The organism is Stenotrophomonas sp. P5_A8 (assembly GCF_056400545.1).
Map to the genome: position 1 here is coordinate 1 of NZ_JBFULB010000064.1, position 15975 is coordinate 15975.

Sequence of the window (15975 nt, forward strand, 5' to 3'; positions counted from 1 at the left end):
GCGTCACGCAGTGCGTGGCGCCCTCTGTCGCAAACCGCACGTTTACCGGCCATCGTGGGTTTTGATCGCCTGCGGGCGTAAGATGCCCGGCTGCAACCCGGTGCCTGTGCCCTCCGCGCGCGACCGTAGTTGTCGTCTGTGATTCCCATGTCCATCGCAACTCCCACGCCGCGCCTCTCCCACGAAGTGCGCGCCACCGGCCTGCTCGCGCTGCCGCTGGTCCTGGGCCACGTTTCCACCGGCCTGATTTCCTTCGTCGACAACGTCATCGCCGGCCACCACGGCACACAGACGCTGGCTGCGGTCACCATCGGCACCGCGCTGCTGTGGCTGCCGATGCTGATCCCGATCGGTACGCTGATCTCGCTCACCGCCTCGGTGTCGCAGTTGCACGGCGCCGGGCGCGAGCGCGAGATCGGCCCGTTGTTCCGCCAGGCGCTGTGGTTGGCGCTGGGCCTGGGCCTGATCATGTTCACCTTCCTCACGGTGGTGCCACCGCTGCTGCCGGCGTTCGGCATCGCGCCGGACATCGTGCCCGGGGCGACGGCGTTCCTGCATGCGGTGCGCTGGGGCGGACCGGCGCTCACCCTGTACTTCTGCATGCGCTACCTCAGCGAAGGCATGCACTGGACGCTGCCGACCATGATCCTGGGCTTCGGCGGCCTGCTGGTGCTGGCGCCGCTGGGCTATGTGCTGTGTTACGGCAAGCTGGGCTTCCCGGAGATGGGCGCTGAAGGCCTGGGCGTCGCCTCGGCCACGATGATGTGGATCCAGGCGCTGTGTTTTGCCGGTTACCTGTTCAAGACCAAGCGCTTTGCGCACCTGCAGCTGTTCTCGCATTTCGAGGCGCCGCGCTGGGCCGCGATCTGGGACCTGCTGCGCACCGGCCTGCCGATCGGCATCACCGTGCTGATGGAAGGCGGGCTGTTCATCGTCACCGCGCTGCTGATCGGTCGCCTGGGCGCCACCGAAGCGGCCTCGCACCAGATCGCGATCAACGTCGCCCAGCTGTGCTTCATGATCCCGATGGGCGTGGCCGAGGCCACCACCGTGCGCGTCGGCCACGCGGTCGGCAGCGGCAACGGGCTGGGCGTGCGCCGCGCGGCCATCGCCGGGCTGGTGATCATCCTGGGCACGCAGACGCTTTCGGCGCTGGTGCTGTTGTTCGGGCACGACGCCATCGTCGGGGTCTACACCGCCGACATGGGCGTGGCCGCGCTGGCCTCCACACTGCTGCTGTATGCGGCTGCGTTCCAGTTCCCCGATGGCATCCAGGTGCTCTCGGCCGGCGCGCTGCGCGGTCTCAAGGACACCCGCGTGCCGATGTTCATCGCCATGTTCTCGTACTGGGGCCTGGGCATGCCGCTGGGCGCCGGGCTCGGCCTCGGGCTGGGCATGGGGCCGCAGGGCATGTGGCTGGGCCTGATCCTGGGCCTGACCGCCGCGGCCATCCTGATGGCATGGCGGCTGCACGTCAGCAGCCGGCGTGTCGGCAGCCCCATCACCACGGCGGCGTGACATGCGCCGCCTGACGACCCCCTTACTTGTGTCCGATGCCGGGCTGCCCGGCAACGGCTATGCTGGCACTACGGCAAGAAGCCAACTGGAGTTTTCCCCATGAACCAACCCGCGCGTCGCAATCCCGTCGCCAGCTTCTTCATCGGGCTGTGGGATGTGATGAACTTTACCCGCAGGCTGATCCTCAACCTGGTCTTCTTCGGCCTGCTGTTGCTGGTGCTGATCCTGTTCGTCGTCGCGATGGGCAAGAGCGCCACCGCGGGCAAGTCGCTGCAGGACCGCACCACCCTGGTGATCGCGCCGGAAGGCAAGCTGGTCGAGCAGTACAGTGCCGATCCGGTCAGCCGCGCGCTGGCCAAGGCCGTGGGCGACAACGGCGCCGACGAGGTGCAGCTGCGCGACCTCATCCGCGCGATCGAAGCCGCCCGCGACGACAAGAAGATCGAACGCGTCGTGTTGCAGCTGGACAAGCTGCAGCCCAGCGGTTTCGCCTCGATGCGCGAAGTGGTCGCCGCGCTGCAGGACCTGCGTGCCTCGGGCAAGCAGGTGGTGGCCTTCAGCGAGAACATGAGCCAGTCGCAGTACCTGCTGGCCGCGCAGGCCAACGAGGTCTATCTGGACCCGATGGGCGGCGTGGTGCTGGAAGGCCTCGGCCGTTACCGCCAGTACTTCCGCACCGGCCTGCAGGACAAGCTGGGCGTGGACGTGCATCTGTTCAAGGTGGGCGAGTACAAGTCCGCCGCCGAGCCGTACGTGCTCGATGCGGCCTCGGCGCAGGCCAAGGAAGCGGATCTGTTCTGGATGACCGATGTGTGGCAGCGCTACCTGGGCGACATCGCCAAGGCACGCAAGCTCGATGCCGCACAGCTGGCCGCCGGCATCGACACCATGCCCGAGGGCATCGCCGCCGCCGGTGGCGACCTGGCCAAGTTCGCCCTGCAGCAGAAGCTGGTCGATGGCCTGAAGACCCGTGAGGAAGTCGAAGACCTGCTGGCCGATCGTGGCGTGGCCGATGAAGACGCCGATGGCGGCTTCCGCAGCGTCAACCTGGACAGCTACCTGTCGGTGCTCGATACCCGTCGTTCGCCGGTGGACTCGCGTCCGCAGGTGGCGGTGATCGTGGCGGCCGGTGAAATCGCCGGTGGCGACCTGCCGGCCGGTCGCGTCGGTGGCGTGTCGACCTCGGCGCTGCTGCGCGAAGCGCGCGACGACAAGGACGTGAAGGCCGTGGTGCTGCGCGTGGATTCGCCGGGCGGTGAAGTGTTCGCCTCCGAGCAGATCCGTCGCGAAGTGGTCGCGCTGAAGGCCGCCGGCAAGCCGGTGGTGGTGTCGATGGGGGATCTGGCAGCGTCCGGTGGTTACTGGATCAGCATGAACGCCGACCGCATCTACGCCGATCCGTCGACCATCACCGGGTCGATCGGCATCTTCGGCATGATCCCGAACGTGGCCCGTTCGCTGGACAAGATCGGCGTGCACACCGATGGCGTGGGCACCACCCGCTTCGCCGGTGCGTTCGACATGACCCGTCCGATGGATCCGGCCGTGGGCCAGGTGATCCAGTCGGTGATCAACAAGGGCTACGCCGATTTCACCGGCAAGGTCGCCGACGCCCGCAACAAGCCGGTCGAGGCGGTCGATGAAGTCGCCCGCGGTCGCGTGTGGAGCGGTGCGCAGGCCAAGGAACGTGGCCTGGTCGACGAATTCGGCGGGCTCAAGGCGGCGGTTGCCGACGCCGCCAAGCGCGCCAAGCTGGGCGGCGTGGACAAGGTCCGCGTGCGCTACATCGAGAAGGGCGCCACCCCGTTCGCGCAGTTCATGAGCGGCTTCGCCGGCAGCCACGCCGGTGCGTGGATGCTGGGCGAGTCGGGCATGGCGCGGCTGATGCTGGCCCGTTCGATGCCGGAGCTGGATACCCAGCTGCGCTTCGTCGAAGACGCCGCCCGCGATCCGCGCGGCAGCGCCCCGGTGAAGGCGTTGGCGTATTGCTTCTGCGGGTTCTGACCGGTTGCAACGCGAGATGAAAAAGCCCGGCGAATGCCGGGCTTTTTCTTGGCTCTACCGCGTGCCGCCACCCCATGGGGTGGCGTTGCCGCATTGGTCAGGGTGTTTTGGCTGCGTCGTTTCCTGCGTCATCGGCGGCACGGGGGTCCGGCGCCTTTTCCAGCATGTCGCGCGCGGCCTTGGCCTTGTCGAGTGGCTGCTGCATCGCATCGCGCAGCGCGGTGGCCTGCGGCGCCGGCGGCGTGTCCGGTGCCGGCGCTGGCACTGGTCGGTTGCAGCCGGTTGCGGCCAGCAGCGCAATCAACGGCAGGAGAGTACGGATGTTCATGGCACGCGCCTCGCGATGGGCCGGGGAGGGCAGTGTCGCACCGTCGCGCAGGCCAAGTGTGATGGCGGGTGCGCCGACGGTGCGCGAGTGCTGCGCTATCCTTGCGCCGGACGCGTTGCACGGTGCAACGCGCCGGCAGCAGGGGGCAGTGCCCCGACRCAGGAGACACATGTGAGCGCGCAACGTTGGCGACTGGACGGACAGACCGCATTGATCACCGGCGCCAGTGCCGGCATCGGCCTGGCCATTGCGCGGGAACTGCTGGGCTTCGGTGCCGACGTGCTGATCGTCGGCCGCGATGCCGACGCGCTCGAAATGGCACGCGATGAACTGGTCGACACCTTTCCCGATCGCGAGATCCATGGCCTGGCCGCCGACGTCTCAGATGACGAAGACCGCCGCGAGATTCTGGACTGGGTCGAAGACCACAGCGATGGCCTGCACCTGCTGATCAACAACGCCGGCGGCAACATCACCAAGCCGGCCACCGAATACACCGAAGACGAATGGCGCGGGATCTTCGAGACCAACCTGTTCTCGGCGTTCGAACTGTCGCGGTACGCACACCCGTTGCTGGCCCGGCATGCGGCCTCGGCGATCGTCAATGTCGGCAGCGTGTCCGGGCTCACCCACGTGCGCAGCGGCGCGGTGTATGGCATGACCAAGGCGGCGATGCACCAGATGACGCGCAACCTGGCGGTGGAATGGGCCGAAGACGGCATCCGGGTCAACGCGGTGGCGCCGTGGTACATCCGCACCCGGCGCACCTCCGGTCCGCTGTCCGACCCGGATTACTACGAAGAAGTGATCGACCGCACCCCGATGCGCCGCATCGGCGAGCCCGAGGAAGTGGCTGCGGCGGTCGGGTTCCTGTGCCTGCCGGCGTCGAGCTATGTCACCGGTGAGTGCATCGCGGTGGACGGCGGTTTCCTGCGTTACGGGTTCTGAGGCCGGGCAACGGCTGGGGCTACGGCACGGCGCAATCGCTGTCGGCGAGGATCGCCTGCAACCGCTCGCGCTCGGCGATGGCCCTGGCCTTGTTCTCCGGGGCGGCGAAACGCTCGCTGCCACGTGCATCGCGGAAGCGCTGCTGCCAGCTGCTGCACCGCTGCGCGTCGGCGACGGCTTCGCACTGATCGCGGATCACTTCGCACCCGGCCGCATTGACGGGCGTGTTGCCGCCCAGGCCGGTGACGGTCATCAGCACGCAGTGCGGCGGTGCCGGCTCGCGCTCGTGCAGGTAACGGTTGCCGTCGCTGCCCTGGCACTGGTAGATCTCCGGCAGCGGCGCCTTGGCCACCGCTGCGGCGTCCTTCGCGGCCGCCGCCTCCTGTTGCGCCTGGCGGCGGACCACGTCACTGTCCAGGATGGCGTTGCCTTCGGCTTCCACCGACGTCTGCACGTCGCCCTGCAGGATCGGCAGTGGGGCGTGCTGGAGCATGTCGGCCATGGCGGTTGCATCGACCACAGGCGCGATGGCCGCTGGCGCGGCAGTGCCGGCAGTTTCGGCGGTCCCCGGCGGTTGGCGCGACGCGGGCGCCACGAAGCGCTCGATGCGCTGCGAGCTGCCCGCCGGGCAGGGCTTGTTCTGCACGGTCAGCGCGCCGTCGGCGTCGGTGCAGCGGAACAGCACCACGTCATCGGCCCGCGCGGCGGCAGACGCACACAGCAGGGCGGCCAGCAGCAGCGCGCGGGTGGGCAGCGCGGGGCGAGTCGAGCGCGACGCGCACAGGGTGGGAGCGGAAGCTACATGCATCGGCGTGGGTTCGTGCGTGTCGTCGACAGCGCCAAATGCGCCTGCACATTGAAACACGCGTTAGCGGCAGTCGCGGTCCAACCGCGCATCAACGCTGCGTTGCTCGCGACTGAGCGCATCGCGCTCACCCTGCAACGCGCTGTTGTACTGGCGCACCAGCTCCCAGCGGCGGTCCTTGAGGCGCGAACAGACGTCCTGCTGCGGCAATGGCGTGCACTGATCGCGCACCAGCACGTTGCCGGTCGGGATCACCGTGTCGGTGTAGGTGCCCGGGTAGCCCTGGCGTTCCCCTTCCCACTGCGTACTGCCGCCGCCAATGCGGATGCTGCCCCCGCCGTGGCGGCCGCCGCCGGAGACGGTCAGCGCACCGCCGCTGGACTGCACCGACCCCGCGCCCATCGGCGCGATCGGCGGCAATGGCTGCGGCCGCGGCGGTGGCCGGCCGCCGCCGGGAGGGCGGTAACCGGGCCCATAAGGGGCGTACACGCTGGTCCACACCGGCACCCAGCGCGGATTGCCCTCGTCGCTGTCGCTGGTGTAACGGCCGCCGTCATCGCGCACGCATTCGTACAGGGGCTGCGGCGGTTGCACGTGCACATAGCGCACTTCGCGCTGGGGGGCAGCGGGCGTGGGCGCCTGATCCGGATCGCGGTCGCTGCGCACCACGCGCGGGGCGGGATCACGCGGGCGCTGCATGTCGCGCACTTCCTGGCGGCCATCGCGGCAGGGCGCATCCTGCAGCGCCACCGCGCCGTTGCTACCCACGCAGCGGTACACGCGAACGTTGGCGGCATCCTGCGCGGCCAGTGGCAGGCTGCCGGCGCATAGCAGCAGGGACAGGCTCAGGGCGGTCAGTCGGTGCATGGCCACAGTGTGCGGCTTTGCCGGCACGCACGCAAAACCCGGGCTCAGCTGCGCAGGATGTCGCCGCTGAGCGCGTCGCGGATCGGGGTCGGCTGGGCCAGCCCGCCGGTGTCGCCGTCGATCAGTCCATCCAGCAGGGGCAGCAACGCCGGGTCCAGCTCGGCGCGGGTGCGTGCCGGTGGGCGACCGGCCAGGTTGGCGCTGGTGGACACCAGCGGGCCGCCCCAGGCGCGGCACAGCGCGGCCACCCGCGGATGGGCGCTGATCCGCACCGCAATCCCGCTGTGCTCCCCGGTGATCCAGCGCGGCGCGCGCGGGCCCGCCGGCAGGATCCAGGTGTGCGCGCCGGGCCAACTGGCCAGCACGGCGGCCTGGCGCGATGCGGGCAGCGCCTGCAGACGCACCCAGCCCTCAAGCTGGGCCAGCTCGGCCGCCACCAGGATCATGCCTTTCTCGACGGGACGCTGTTTGATCCGCAGCAGCTTCATCACCGCCGGCTCGTTGCCGGGGTCGCAGCCCAGGCCCCAGACTGCTTCGGTGGGATAGGCGATCACCCCACCGGCGCGCAGCGCAGGCAGGGCGGTATCCAGGGTGAGTACGTTCATGCCGGGATTATCCCCCCGCTACGGCACAGGGGGATAGACGCAGCGCGGCGAAAGCCGGCTCAGGAAGCGGCTTTCTTGACTGCTTTTTTCACCGCTTTCTTGGCGACCTTCTTCGCCGGGGTCTTCTTGGCTGCCTTCTTTACCGCGGTTTTCTTGGTGGCCGTCTTCTTGACCGCCGCCTTCTTCACCGTCTCGCCCGCCGCCTTCTTGGCCGGGGCCTTCTTGGCGGCGACCTTCTTGGTGGCCTTCTTGCCGAAGCCCTTGCGCACCGGCTTGCCGGTTTCTTCCATCAGCTGCTGCACGTCGGCCAGGGTCAGCGACGCCGGCTCGCGATCCTTGGGGATCTTGCCGTTCATCTTGCCGTCGCTGATGTACGGACCGAACCGACCGTTCAGCACCTGGATCTCGCTGCCCTCGAATTCCTTGATGATCCGGTTGCGCGCGATCTCTTCCTTTTCTTCGATCAGGAAGACCGCCCGGGCCAGGTCAATGGTGTAGGGGTCATCTTCCTTCTTCAGCGAGGCGTAGGTGCTGCCACGCTTGGCGAACGGGCCGAAGCGGCCGATGCCGACGCTGACATCCTCATCCTTGTCCTGGCCCAGCGCGCGCGGCATCAGGAACAGCTCCAGCGCGTCTTCCAGGGCAATGGTGTGCATCGACTGGCCCGGACGCAACGAGGCGAACTTGGGCTTGTCCTCGGCGTCCTCGGCGGTGCTGCCGATGGCCGCGTACGGCCCGAAGCGGCCCAGCCGGACGCTGACCGGCTTGCCGGTCTTGGGGTCGGTGCCGAGCTCGCGCGCGCCACTGGCCTCGGCACGGTCGACCGATTCGTTCTTTTCCACCACCAGCTTGTTGAACGGGTCCCAGAAGCGGGCCATCAACGGAATCCAGTCTTCCTCGCCACGCGAGACGGCATCGAGTTCGTCTTCGAGCTTGGCGGTGAAGTCGTAGTCCACGTACTGGGTGAAGTGGCTGGACAGGAACTTGGACACCGCTCGGCCGACGTCGGACGGGCGGAAGCTGCGGCCTTCCATTTCCACGTACTTGCGGAACAGCAGCGTCTGGATGATCGAGGCATACGTCGACGGACGGCCAATCCCATATTCTTCCAGCGCCTTGACCAGCGCCGCTTCGGTGAAGCGCGGCGGCGGCTGGGTGAAGTGCTGGTCGGCCACGATGCGATCGAGCGGCACGCGGTCGCCGGGCTTCATCGCCGGCAGCTTGCGGCCTTCGTCGTCGTCCTCGGCGCTCTTGGTGTCCTTGCCTTCTTCGTACACGGCCAGGAAGCCGGGCACCACCACGGTGGTGCCGCTGGCGCGGAACACGTGCTCGCTGCCGGCCGACAGATCCACGCTGACGGTGTTGAGCGTGGCCGGGATCATCTGGCAGGCCACCGCACGCTTCCAGATCAGCTCGTACAGCTTGCGCTCGTCGTCGGTGAGGAAGCGGGCGACCTGTGCCGGGGTGCGCAACGCCGAGGTCGGACGCACGGCTTCATGCGCTTCCTGGGCGTTCTTGGATTTGGTCTGGTAGGTGTTGGGCTGGTCGGGCAGCGAGGCGATGCCGTAATCGCGGGCGATCACGTCGCGGATCTCGGCCAGCGCGTCCTGGGACAGGTTGACCGAGTCGGTACGCATGTACGAGATCAGGCCGACCGTGCCTTCTTCTTCGCCGATGGCCACGCCTTCGTACAGCTTCTGCGCCACCTGCATGGTCTTGCGGGTGGTGAAGCCGAGCTTGCGCGAGGCTTCCTGCTGCAGCGTGGAAGTGGTGAACGGCGGGGCCGGGCGACGCTTGCGCTCCTTGCTGGCCACGTCGGTGACGTGCAGGGCGCCCTGCGCCGCCTGCTGGATGCGCAGGCGTGCCGCTTCGGCGGTGTCGCCGTCGGTCACGGTGAACTGTTCGAACTTCTGCCCGTCCAGCTTGATCAGGCGCGCATTGAAGGGCTGCGACGGATGCGCGCAGGCGGCATCGATGCTCCAGTACTCGCGGGCGATGAAGGCTTCGATCTCTTCCTCGCGCTCGACGATCATGCGCAGCGCCGGGCTCTGCACGCGGCCGGCGGACAGGCCGCGCTGCACCTTGCGCCACAGCACCGGGGAGAGATTGAAGCCGACCAGGTAGTCCAGCGCGCGACGCGCCTGCTGGGCATCGACCAGGTCGCCGGCGATCTCGCGCGGATGGCCCATCGCTTCCTTGATGGCACGCGGGGTGATCTCGGTGAAGACCACCCGCTGCATCGGCTTGTCCTTGACCAGCCCGCGTTCCTTCAGGATCTCGGCGATGTGCCAGCTGATCGCTTCACCCTCGCGATCCGGATCGGTTGCCAGGAAGATGTCGTCGGCGGTCTTGGCAGCCTTGACGATGGCATCCACGTGCTTTTCGTTCTTCTCGATGAGGTCGTAGCGCATCGCGAAGTTGTTGTTGGGGTCGACCGCGCCTTCCTTCGGCACGAGGTCGCGCACATGCCCATACGAGGCCAGGACGGTGAAGTCCTTGCCGAGGTATTTGTTGATCGTCTTGGCCTTGGCGGGCGATTCGACGATGAGCAGGTGCTTGGGCATGTCAGTTATTTCTTTGGGCAGCGGCCCGGGGGAGGGCGCTAGGGTGGAGCAAATGGCCGCATTAGTGAAGGGCAGCGGGCGATATCCATAAACTGAACGCCCGGGTATGCGCCGGGCGTTCAGCTTCTTTCTCTTATTAGAGGAATCACGACGGGCCGCTCGTGTCAAGCGGCCCGGTGTGAGGATCCACTCAGGACATCGAGCTGGCGATGACCCCGATCATGGCGATGCCCAGCCCGATAGCGGCCACCGTGGCCAGGCCGGAAATGACCAGGATCACGATCGTGACGGTACCCAGGCCCGGTTCCTGCAGGTGTTCGTTCTCGGTGTAGGCCCATTTGTCGACCACCACCGTGTCGCAGATCATGTCGTGCAGGGCCTGCTTGCGTTCGGTGAAGGCGGCCATGATGAAACCGATCATCAGGGTCAGGCTGCTCAGCAGGAAACCGAAGTAGCGGCCGATACCGCGGCCCAGCGTGAGGCGTTCGCCGTTGCCCCGCACCACCTTGATGCCAACGGCCATTTTGCCCAGCGTCGCGCCGCCCGCCGAAGAATGGAAACCGGCGTAGTAGGCAACGCCCACCACCAGGCTGGCCGCCATCGCCAGCAGGCTCATCACCACGCCCACCGATTCGTTGCCCGACACCGCGCCGATCCCGTTGAAGATCAGGCTGATCGGGACGTTGATCACACCGACCACCAGCGAATCGATGAAGTAGCTGGCAAAGCGCTTCCAGAAGCCGGCATAGACCACGTCACCGCCACTGACCACCGCCGTGCCGGCATAGCTGCTGGCCGCCGGAGCCGTGTACGGCGAATGGGTACCGCCCCCGGTGCCGGGCAACGGCGCGGTGCCGTTGTCGATGGCGGTGTAATCGCCACGCAGGTCGAAGCCGCTGCCGAGGTTCTCGGCCGCGCTGGACAGGTTCTGCAGCTGCAGCTCGTCCACCGCTTCAGACAACGGTTTCCACTGCGGATAGCCTTCGCGCCACACCAGCGTGGCCAGGTTGATCTGCGCGCGCTGGAAACGCAGGCGCAGCTCATCGGCCGTCAACGGGCCCTGGCGTTCCTGGCCATCGGCGAAATACCACTCAGTCATTGCGTCAATCCCCTTTGATTCGTCCATGGACATCGGTCCGGTGTCAGCCGCGGCAATCGAGCGGCAGGTACTTGTCGTCGGCTTCGGAGGTGCAGGTCCAGTGCTGCTGGTCCGGGTCGTAATCCAGCCACAACAGCTTGCCGTCCAGCTTGGTCTGGTCGGGCACCGACAATGCCGCTTCGATGCCGCAATGGCTGTTGTCGAAGCGACCGATATGCACCGCCGCCAGCGCGCCGCTCGCGTAGTCTTCGGCCGCCTGGAAGCCTTCATCGGCATTCACCGGGCAGCGTCCGTTGGTGCTGACGAACTCGACCATCTGCAGCTTGATCGGCGCCAGTTCCGCGACAGCCTGCGTGGTTTTCGCGCGCAGCGTGTATTCCTGATAGGCCGGCAAGGCGATCGCGGCGAGGATGCCGGCAATGCCCACCAGCACCAGCACGCACACGCCGGCCACCAGGCCTGCGATCGCGCAGCCGGACAGGCCCTTGCGCGGCGGCACCGTGCCAGCGGCGAGGGGGGCGGTCGTCGGCGGCGGCGTCGCCACCGGTGGAACCGGCGCGGGGATCTGCGGTGGCACCGGTGCCACCGGCTCCACAGGGACGCTCACGGTGTCGATATCGGCCGGGATGACGGGATCGGATGCGCTGGTCGGGGGCGGCACCAGGACCAGACCGATCTCGTCGGCGACCTCGCGCAGCGGTTGCCACTGCGCCATGCCGTCGCGCCATACCAGCGTATCGGCCGCGATGCGGCTGGACTGGTAAAGCGCGATCAGCTCGTCAGACGCCAGCGGCCCACGCTGCTGGCGATTTCCTTCTGCATAGAACCACTGGCCCACGGCACGCTCCTGAATGCGCAAGGCGCCCAGTGTACGGTCAGTGGAGCGGTTCCGGTTCGTCAATGAACATCTGGGTTTCCATCCAGGCGTACGCCGCCTCGGAACCGGGCTGGTTGAACAGCACCATCAGCACCACCCACTTGAGGTCGTCCAGGTCCAGTTCGTCCTGGTCCAGCGCCATCGCCCGGTCCAGCACCAGCTCGCGCTGGTTGGCGTCGAGGATGCCGTGCTGCTCCAGGAACATCAGGAAACCACGCCCTTCGACGTCAAGCTTGTCCAGCTCCGGCCCGTGATAGATGCGCACGGGGCCATCGACCCGGGCCAGGGTCACGGCAGGCCGCTGGTCGGCCAGGGCATCGAGCCAGTCGAACGCTTTCTTGATTTCGGTGGGGCTGAAGCCGGCCTGTATCAGGCTGTTCTGGAGGGTGTCGCGGTCACGGACAAGGTCCGGATCCTCGCTGAAATAATGTTCGAACAGGTACAGCAGGACATCCAGAATGCTCTCTTTCATTGCCCCTCGGCCTGCGTCAACGACGCTGTGGAGGTGAAGAAACTAGGGTTTTCGACAGTAGCGCCCGTAATGGGCCACCACCTTTCCATCCAGTTCCATGATCAGCAGCATGGCCGACAGCTGGGCCGTCGTCAATCCGCTGCGCTGGATCAATGAATCCATACCCGTTGGGTTGTCATCCAGTGCCTGCCACAAGCGCTGGTAGTTCGGGTCGGAGAAGGGAGGGGCGCCTCGCGGCGTGGGTCGTGCCTGTTCAGTGGGGGCGTCCAGCCGGCTTCGCAAGGCCTGGCCGAGGCTGCCGGCCAGCGCGGTCAGCCCGGCGATCACCTCGTCAGGATGCTCCACCAGCTGGGCACCCTCACGGATCAGCCGATGGCAGCCACGGGCGCGCGGATTGCGCACCGAGCCGGGCACGGCGAAGACCTCGCGGCCGGCCTCGGCGGCCAGCCGCGCGGTGATCAGCGCACCGGAGCGATGGGCGGCCTCGATCACCAGCGTGCCCAGCGCCAGCCCGGCAATGAGCCGGTTGCGTGCGGGGAACTGATGCGCCTTCGGCGCGATCCCGGGCGGGTACTCGCTGACCACGGCGGCGCGCGCGGCGATCCGCGCCTGCAACCCGGCGTGGGCCGGCGGGTAGGTCTGGTCCAGCCCGGTGGCGACCACCGCCACGGTCAGTCCGCCCGGTACCTGCAGCGCGGCGTCATGGGCCCGCCCATCGACCCCGGCAGCCAGCCCGCTGACCACCGACAGACCGCTGCGCGCCAACGCCCCGGCAAATTCCGCGGCCAGCTCGGCGCCGCTGGGGGATGGGGTGCGGCTGCCGACCACGGCCACCCCGGGATGCCACAACGCGGCCGGGTCCCCCTGCACGAACAGGCCCGGTGGCGCCTCCGGCTGGTGGCGCAGCAACACCGGGTAGTCCTCGCCGGTGATGGACAGCAGGTGGTGGTCCGGTTCGGCCAACCATGCCTGTGCGCGGGCCAACAGGGCGGGATCGGGTGTCGCCAGGCGGCTGCACTGGCCGGGGCTGCAACCGGCCGCGCGCCAGGCAGCCGGGCCGGCGCGCAGGGCGTGGCCGGCATCGCCGTGCTGCTCCAGCAGGCGGCGGCGCGAAAGCACGCTGCCGCCGGCCAGGGCCAGACGCAGCACGGTGTCGGAATCATCGGTGAGAAGGGGGCTCATCCCCTCAGGCTAGGCCGCATACGCCGACGGCGCCCTGGGGCGCCGTCGGAGTGTTGCGTCAGGAATTGCCGCGTTACTGCGCGTCGGGGTGCTTGGCCGCGTAGCCGACCTGGACCGGCTTGACCCCCTGCATCACCAGCGCGTAGCTGACCTTGTCGAAGGTGCGGAACACCATCGCATGGGCGGCGTACTCGTCGGGCAGGGTGATCCGGCCGGCGCCGTCGGTCAGCGAATCGTCCATCCGCGACGAACCGGGGTACTTCATCGTGTTGGCCACGTGGCGGCCCTGGCGCCACAGCGACACTACGGTGCCGTTGTCGATGCCATTGGCGCTGCCGGCGGAGATGGCGATGACATCACGCGGCCCCCCGGACAGGAACATGTCCGTCACCGCCAGCACGCGGATGTCCAGGCCTTCGCTCTGGGCCGCCGGGACATGAGGGAAGAACTGCAGGTCGTAAGGATTGGCTTCGACCGGCACCAGACGATCGCCGTTGCGTACTTCACGCGCGCCGATCTGGGTCTGCAGGGCGATGGTGGTCACATCGACATTGCCGGAGGCAACCTTGGTGACCGTGCCTATGTTGACCTGGGCCAGCTCGTAGCCCAGCGTCTGGTTGCGCTTGCTGGGCACGAAATAGTTCTTCCAGACGTTGCCGCTGCCCGGCGTGACCTCACCGCGGGCGGTCAGCTCTTCGGTCGGCTTGGGCAGGGCGTAGCGGACGGTCGGACGGACCACCGCGTAGCGCTGGCCCACTTCCGCCCCGTCCAGGCCGCGCACGTAGGCAACCTGGCCGTTGGTGGCGCGCAGGCGGTTGTCTTCCAGGCCGGCCAYGAACGGCAGCGACTTGATCTCATCGACCACGCTGAGCTGCTTCAGGAACGGTTCGACCTGATCCAGCGGGATCGCATTGATCGGCGCTTCCTGGCGCGGGCCGGGCTGGGCCACGACGCGGTCCAGGTAGGCCAGGCTGAGTACGTCGCCCGGGTAGATGAGATGCGGGTTCTTGACCTGCGGATTGGCCTGCCAGATCTCCGGCCACAACCACGGCTTTTTCAGGAAGCGCGCGGAAATGTCCCACAAGGTATCGCCCTTGCGGACGACGTAGGTATCCGGGTGCCCGCCATTCACTTCAACGGCGGTAGCATAGGTGGCGACGGTCAACATCGCCACGGCGACGACCGTACGAGTACGTTCAAACATAGGTGTGGTGCCTGATTCCCCAACAGGTGCCCGCACTATAGTCCAGAAACCGGGGCGCAGGGCAAGCGTTGGCGATAGAATTGCGACGTACGCCGCTTTGACCGGCGCCCCCTACCGGTATTTGCCATGGCTATCCTGCCTATCCTCGAGTTCCCCGACCCGCGCCTGCGCACCAAGGCTGCGCTGCTCGAACCCGCCGAAGTGACCGCCCCGGCGTTCCAGGAACTGATCGACAACATGTTCCACACCATGTACGACGCCCCGGGCATCGGCCTGGCCGCCAGCCAGGTGGATGTGCACAAGCGCTTCATGGTCATCGACGTCAGCGAAGAGAAGGACACCCCGCAGGTGTTCATCAACCCGGAAATCGTGGCCAGCGAAGGCGGCCAGGTTTACCAGGAAGGCTGCCTGTCGGTGCCGGGCATCTTTGCCGATGTGACCCGCGCCAACGACATCACCGTGCGCTACCTCGACCGCCAGGGCCAGCCCCAGGAGCTGACCACCGATGGCGTGCTGGCCGTGTGCATCCAGCACGAGATGGACCACCTGGACGGCAAGCTGTTCATCGACTACCTCTCGCCGCTCAAGCGCGAGATGGTGCGCAAGAAGCTGGCCAAGCAGCGCAAGCACGTTGCCTGAGATGGCCACGGGCACGGCCGCGCGGGCTGACCGCGCGCCGCACCCGGTTGTTCGGCGCCGGTCACCGGCGCCGTTTTACTTTCTGCAAGTGGGGTTGCCATGAAGATTGTCTTTGCCGGTACGCCGGAGTTCGCCGTGTCCTCGCTGCGCGTGGCGGCGCGCCACCATGAAGTGGTGGCCGTGTACACCCAGCCGGACCGCCCGGCCGGACGCGGGCGCGGGCTGATGCCCTCGCCGGTGAAGCTGGAGGCGATCGCGCGTGGCATCCCGGTGTTCCAGCCGGAAACCCTCAAGACCCCCGAAGCCCAGCAGCAGCTGCGCGACCTGCAGCCGGACCTGATGGTGGTGGTGGCCTACGGGTTGATCCTGCCCAAGGCCGTGCTGTCCATCCCCACCCACGGCTGCTGGAACGTGCATGCCTCGCTGCTGCCGCGCTGGCGCGGCGCCGCGCCGATCCAGCGCGCGATCCAGGCCGGCGACACCGAAAGCGGCGTGTGCCTGATGCAGATGGAAGCGGGCCTGGATACCGGCCCGGTCCTGCTCAAGCAGCACGTCGCGATTGGCGCCAGCGATACCGGCGGCCACCTGCACGACCGCCTGGCCGAGCTGGGCGCGCAGGTGCTGTCCGATGGCCTGGGCCTGCTGCGCGCGGGGATCAAGCCGATTGCCCAGCCGCAGCCGGAGGCCGGGGTGACCTACGCGCACAAGCTGGACAAGGCCGAAGCGCGGCTGGACTGGGCACAGGATGCCCAGGCGCTGGAGCGCACCGTGCGCGCCTTCAATCCGTGGCCGATCGCCGAGGCCACGCTGGCCGGCGAACGCGTGCGCATTCACGGCGCGGTGGCCCTGCCGGACAACCAGGG

Annotated in this window: 15 protein-coding genes; 5 read left to right on the plus strand and 10 right to left on the minus strand. The window is 67.8% G+C overall.

Going from position 1 to position 15975, the window contains the following annotated elements; translation table 11 throughout:
• Positions 1–147: 147 nt before the first annotated feature.
• Both AC1DQP_RS06980 and sppA read left to right on the plus strand, forming a co-directional pair.
• Positions 148–1518 carry an MATE family efflux transporter gene (locus AC1DQP_RS06980; protein ID WP_256775947.1) on the plus strand — a complete coding sequence of 457 codons (1371 nt, stop codon included), beginning with the start codon at positions 148–150 and terminating at the stop codon, positions 1516–1518.
• A gap of 99 nt (positions 1519–1617) precedes the next feature.
• Positions 1618–3522 (plus strand): signal peptide peptidase SppA, encoded by a 1905-nt coding sequence (sppA, locus tag AC1DQP_RS06985; protein ID WP_256775946.1) that lies wholly within the window; start codon positions 1618–1620, stop codon positions 3520–3522.
• A gap of 97 nt (positions 3523–3619) precedes the next feature.
• Here the strand turns inward: sppA and AC1DQP_RS06990 are convergent, their stop codons facing one another.
• Positions 3620–3850: a hypothetical protein gene (locus tag AC1DQP_RS06990; protein ID WP_457318955.1), complete on the minus strand. Its 231-nt coding sequence runs from the start codon at positions 3848–3850 to the stop codon at positions 3620–3622.
• A 171-nt stretch (positions 3851–4021) separates the two neighbouring features.
• On the opposite strand from AC1DQP_RS06990, the gene AC1DQP_RS06995 reads away from it, so the two are divergent.
• On the plus strand, positions 4022–4798 hold the full coding sequence (locus tag AC1DQP_RS06995; protein ID WP_256775944.1) for an SDR family oxidoreductase: 777 nt from the start codon (positions 4022–4024) through the stop codon (positions 4796–4798).
• A 19-nt stretch (positions 4799–4817) separates the two neighbouring features.
• On the opposite strand, the gene AC1DQP_RS07000 is transcribed toward AC1DQP_RS06995, so the two are convergent.
• The 9 genes from AC1DQP_RS07000 to AC1DQP_RS07040 all read right to left on the minus strand — a co-directional run bounded on the left by AC1DQP_RS07000 (position 4818) and on the right by AC1DQP_RS07040 (position 14473).
• Complete coding sequence (locus AC1DQP_RS07000) at positions 4818–5606, minus strand: hypothetical protein (protein WP_457318956.1); 789 nt, start codon at positions 5604–5606, stop codon at positions 4818–4820.
• Positions 5607–5666: 60 nt separating this feature from the next.
• Positions 5667–6470, minus strand: a complete 804-nt coding sequence (locus tag AC1DQP_RS07005; RefSeq protein WP_457318957.1) for a DUF4124 domain-containing protein — start codon at positions 6468–6470, stop codon at positions 5667–5669.
• Positions 6471–6514: 44 nt separating this feature from the next.
• On the minus strand, positions 6515–7075 hold the full coding sequence (gene tsaC / locus AC1DQP_RS07010) for an L-threonylcarbamoyladenylate synthase type 1 TsaC (protein WP_256775941.1): 561 nt from the start codon (positions 7073–7075) through the stop codon (positions 6515–6517).
• A gap of 59 nt (positions 7076–7134) precedes the next feature.
• Complete coding sequence (locus tag AC1DQP_RS07015; protein WP_478051319.1) at positions 7135–9639, minus strand: DNA topoisomerase I; 2505 nt, start codon at positions 9637–9639, stop codon at positions 7135–7137.
• Between the two features lie 190 nt (positions 9640–9829).
• Positions 9830–10738, minus strand: coding sequence for an RDD family protein (locus AC1DQP_RS07020; RefSeq protein WP_256775939.1), 909 nt, complete (start codon positions 10736–10738; stop codon positions 9830–9832).
• A gap of 43 nt (positions 10739–10781) precedes the next feature.
• Positions 10782–11576, minus strand: coding sequence for a GYF domain-containing protein (locus AC1DQP_RS07025; RefSeq protein WP_256775938.1), 795 nt, complete (start codon positions 11574–11576; stop codon positions 10782–10784).
• A 37-nt stretch (positions 11577–11613) separates the two neighbouring features.
• Positions 11614–12087, minus strand: a complete 474-nt coding sequence (locus tag AC1DQP_RS07030) for a DUF494 family protein (RefSeq protein ID WP_256775937.1) — start codon at positions 12085–12087, stop codon at positions 11614–11616.
• 42 nt (positions 12088–12129) lie between these two features.
• Positions 12130–13269, minus strand: a complete 1140-nt coding sequence (dprA, locus tag AC1DQP_RS07035) for a DNA-processing protein DprA (RefSeq protein ID WP_457318959.1) — start codon at positions 13267–13269, stop codon at positions 12130–12132.
• Between the two features lie 73 nt (positions 13270–13342).
• A complete protein-coding gene (locus AC1DQP_RS07040; RefSeq protein ID WP_478051320.1) occupies positions 13343–14473 on the minus strand; it encodes a LysM peptidoglycan-binding domain-containing protein in 1131 nt (376 codons plus the stop codon).
• Positions 14474–14599: 126 nt separating this feature from the next.
• Here AC1DQP_RS07040 and def point away from each other — a divergent pair, with 126 nt between their 5' ends.
• A complete protein-coding gene (gene def / locus AC1DQP_RS07045) occupies positions 14600–15112 on the plus strand; it encodes a peptide deformylase (RefSeq protein ID WP_256775934.1) in 513 nt (170 codons plus the stop codon).
• A 99-nt stretch (positions 15113–15211) separates the two neighbouring features.
• On the plus strand, positions 15212–15975 hold a 764-nt coding region (gene fmt, locus AC1DQP_RS07050), incomplete at its 3' end, for a methionyl-tRNA formyltransferase (RefSeq protein ID WP_478051321.1).

Excerpts from the sequence above, each read along its gene's own strand:
- AC1DQP_RS07015 (WP_478051319.1), bottom strand. The coding sequence starts at position 9,639 with ATGCCCAAGCACCTGCTCATCGTCGAATCGCCCGCCAAGGCCAAGACG.
- AC1DQP_RS06990 (WP_457318955.1), bottom strand. The coding sequence starts at position 3,850 with ATGAACATCCGTACTCTCCTGCCGTTGATTGCGCTGCTGGCCGCAACC.
- AC1DQP_RS07020 (WP_256775939.1), bottom strand. The coding sequence starts at position 10,738 with ATGACTGAGTGGTATTTCGCCGATGGCCAGGAACGCCAGGGCCCGTTG.
- AC1DQP_RS07030 (WP_256775937.1), bottom strand. The coding sequence starts at position 12,087 with ATGAAAGAGAGCATTCTGGATGTCCTGCTGTACCTGTTCGAACATTAT.
- def (WP_256775934.1), top strand. The coding sequence starts at position 14,600 with ATGGCTATCCTGCCTATCCTCGAGTTCCCCGACCCGCGCCTGCGCACC.
- dprA (WP_457318959.1), bottom strand. The coding sequence starts at position 13,269 with ATGAGCCCCCTTCTCACCGATGATTCCGACACCGTGCTGCGTCTGGCC.
- tsaC (WP_256775941.1), bottom strand. The coding sequence starts at position 7,075 with ATGAACGTACTCACCCTGGATACCGCCCTGCCTGCGCTGCGCGCCGGT.
- sppA (WP_256775946.1), top strand. The coding sequence starts at position 1,618 with ATGAACCAACCCGCGCGTCGCAATCCCGTCGCCAGCTTCTTCATCGGG.
- AC1DQP_RS07005 (WP_457318957.1), bottom strand. The coding sequence starts at position 6,470 with ATGCACCGACTGACCGCCCTGAGCCTGTCCCTGCTGCTATGCGCCGGC.
- AC1DQP_RS07000 (WP_457318956.1), bottom strand. The coding sequence starts at position 5,606 with ATGCATGTAGCTTCCGCTCCCACCCTGTGCGCGTCGCGCTCGACTCGC.
- AC1DQP_RS06980 (WP_256775947.1), top strand. The coding sequence starts at position 148 with ATGTCCATCGCAACTCCCACGCCGCGCCTCTCCCACGAAGTGCGCGCC.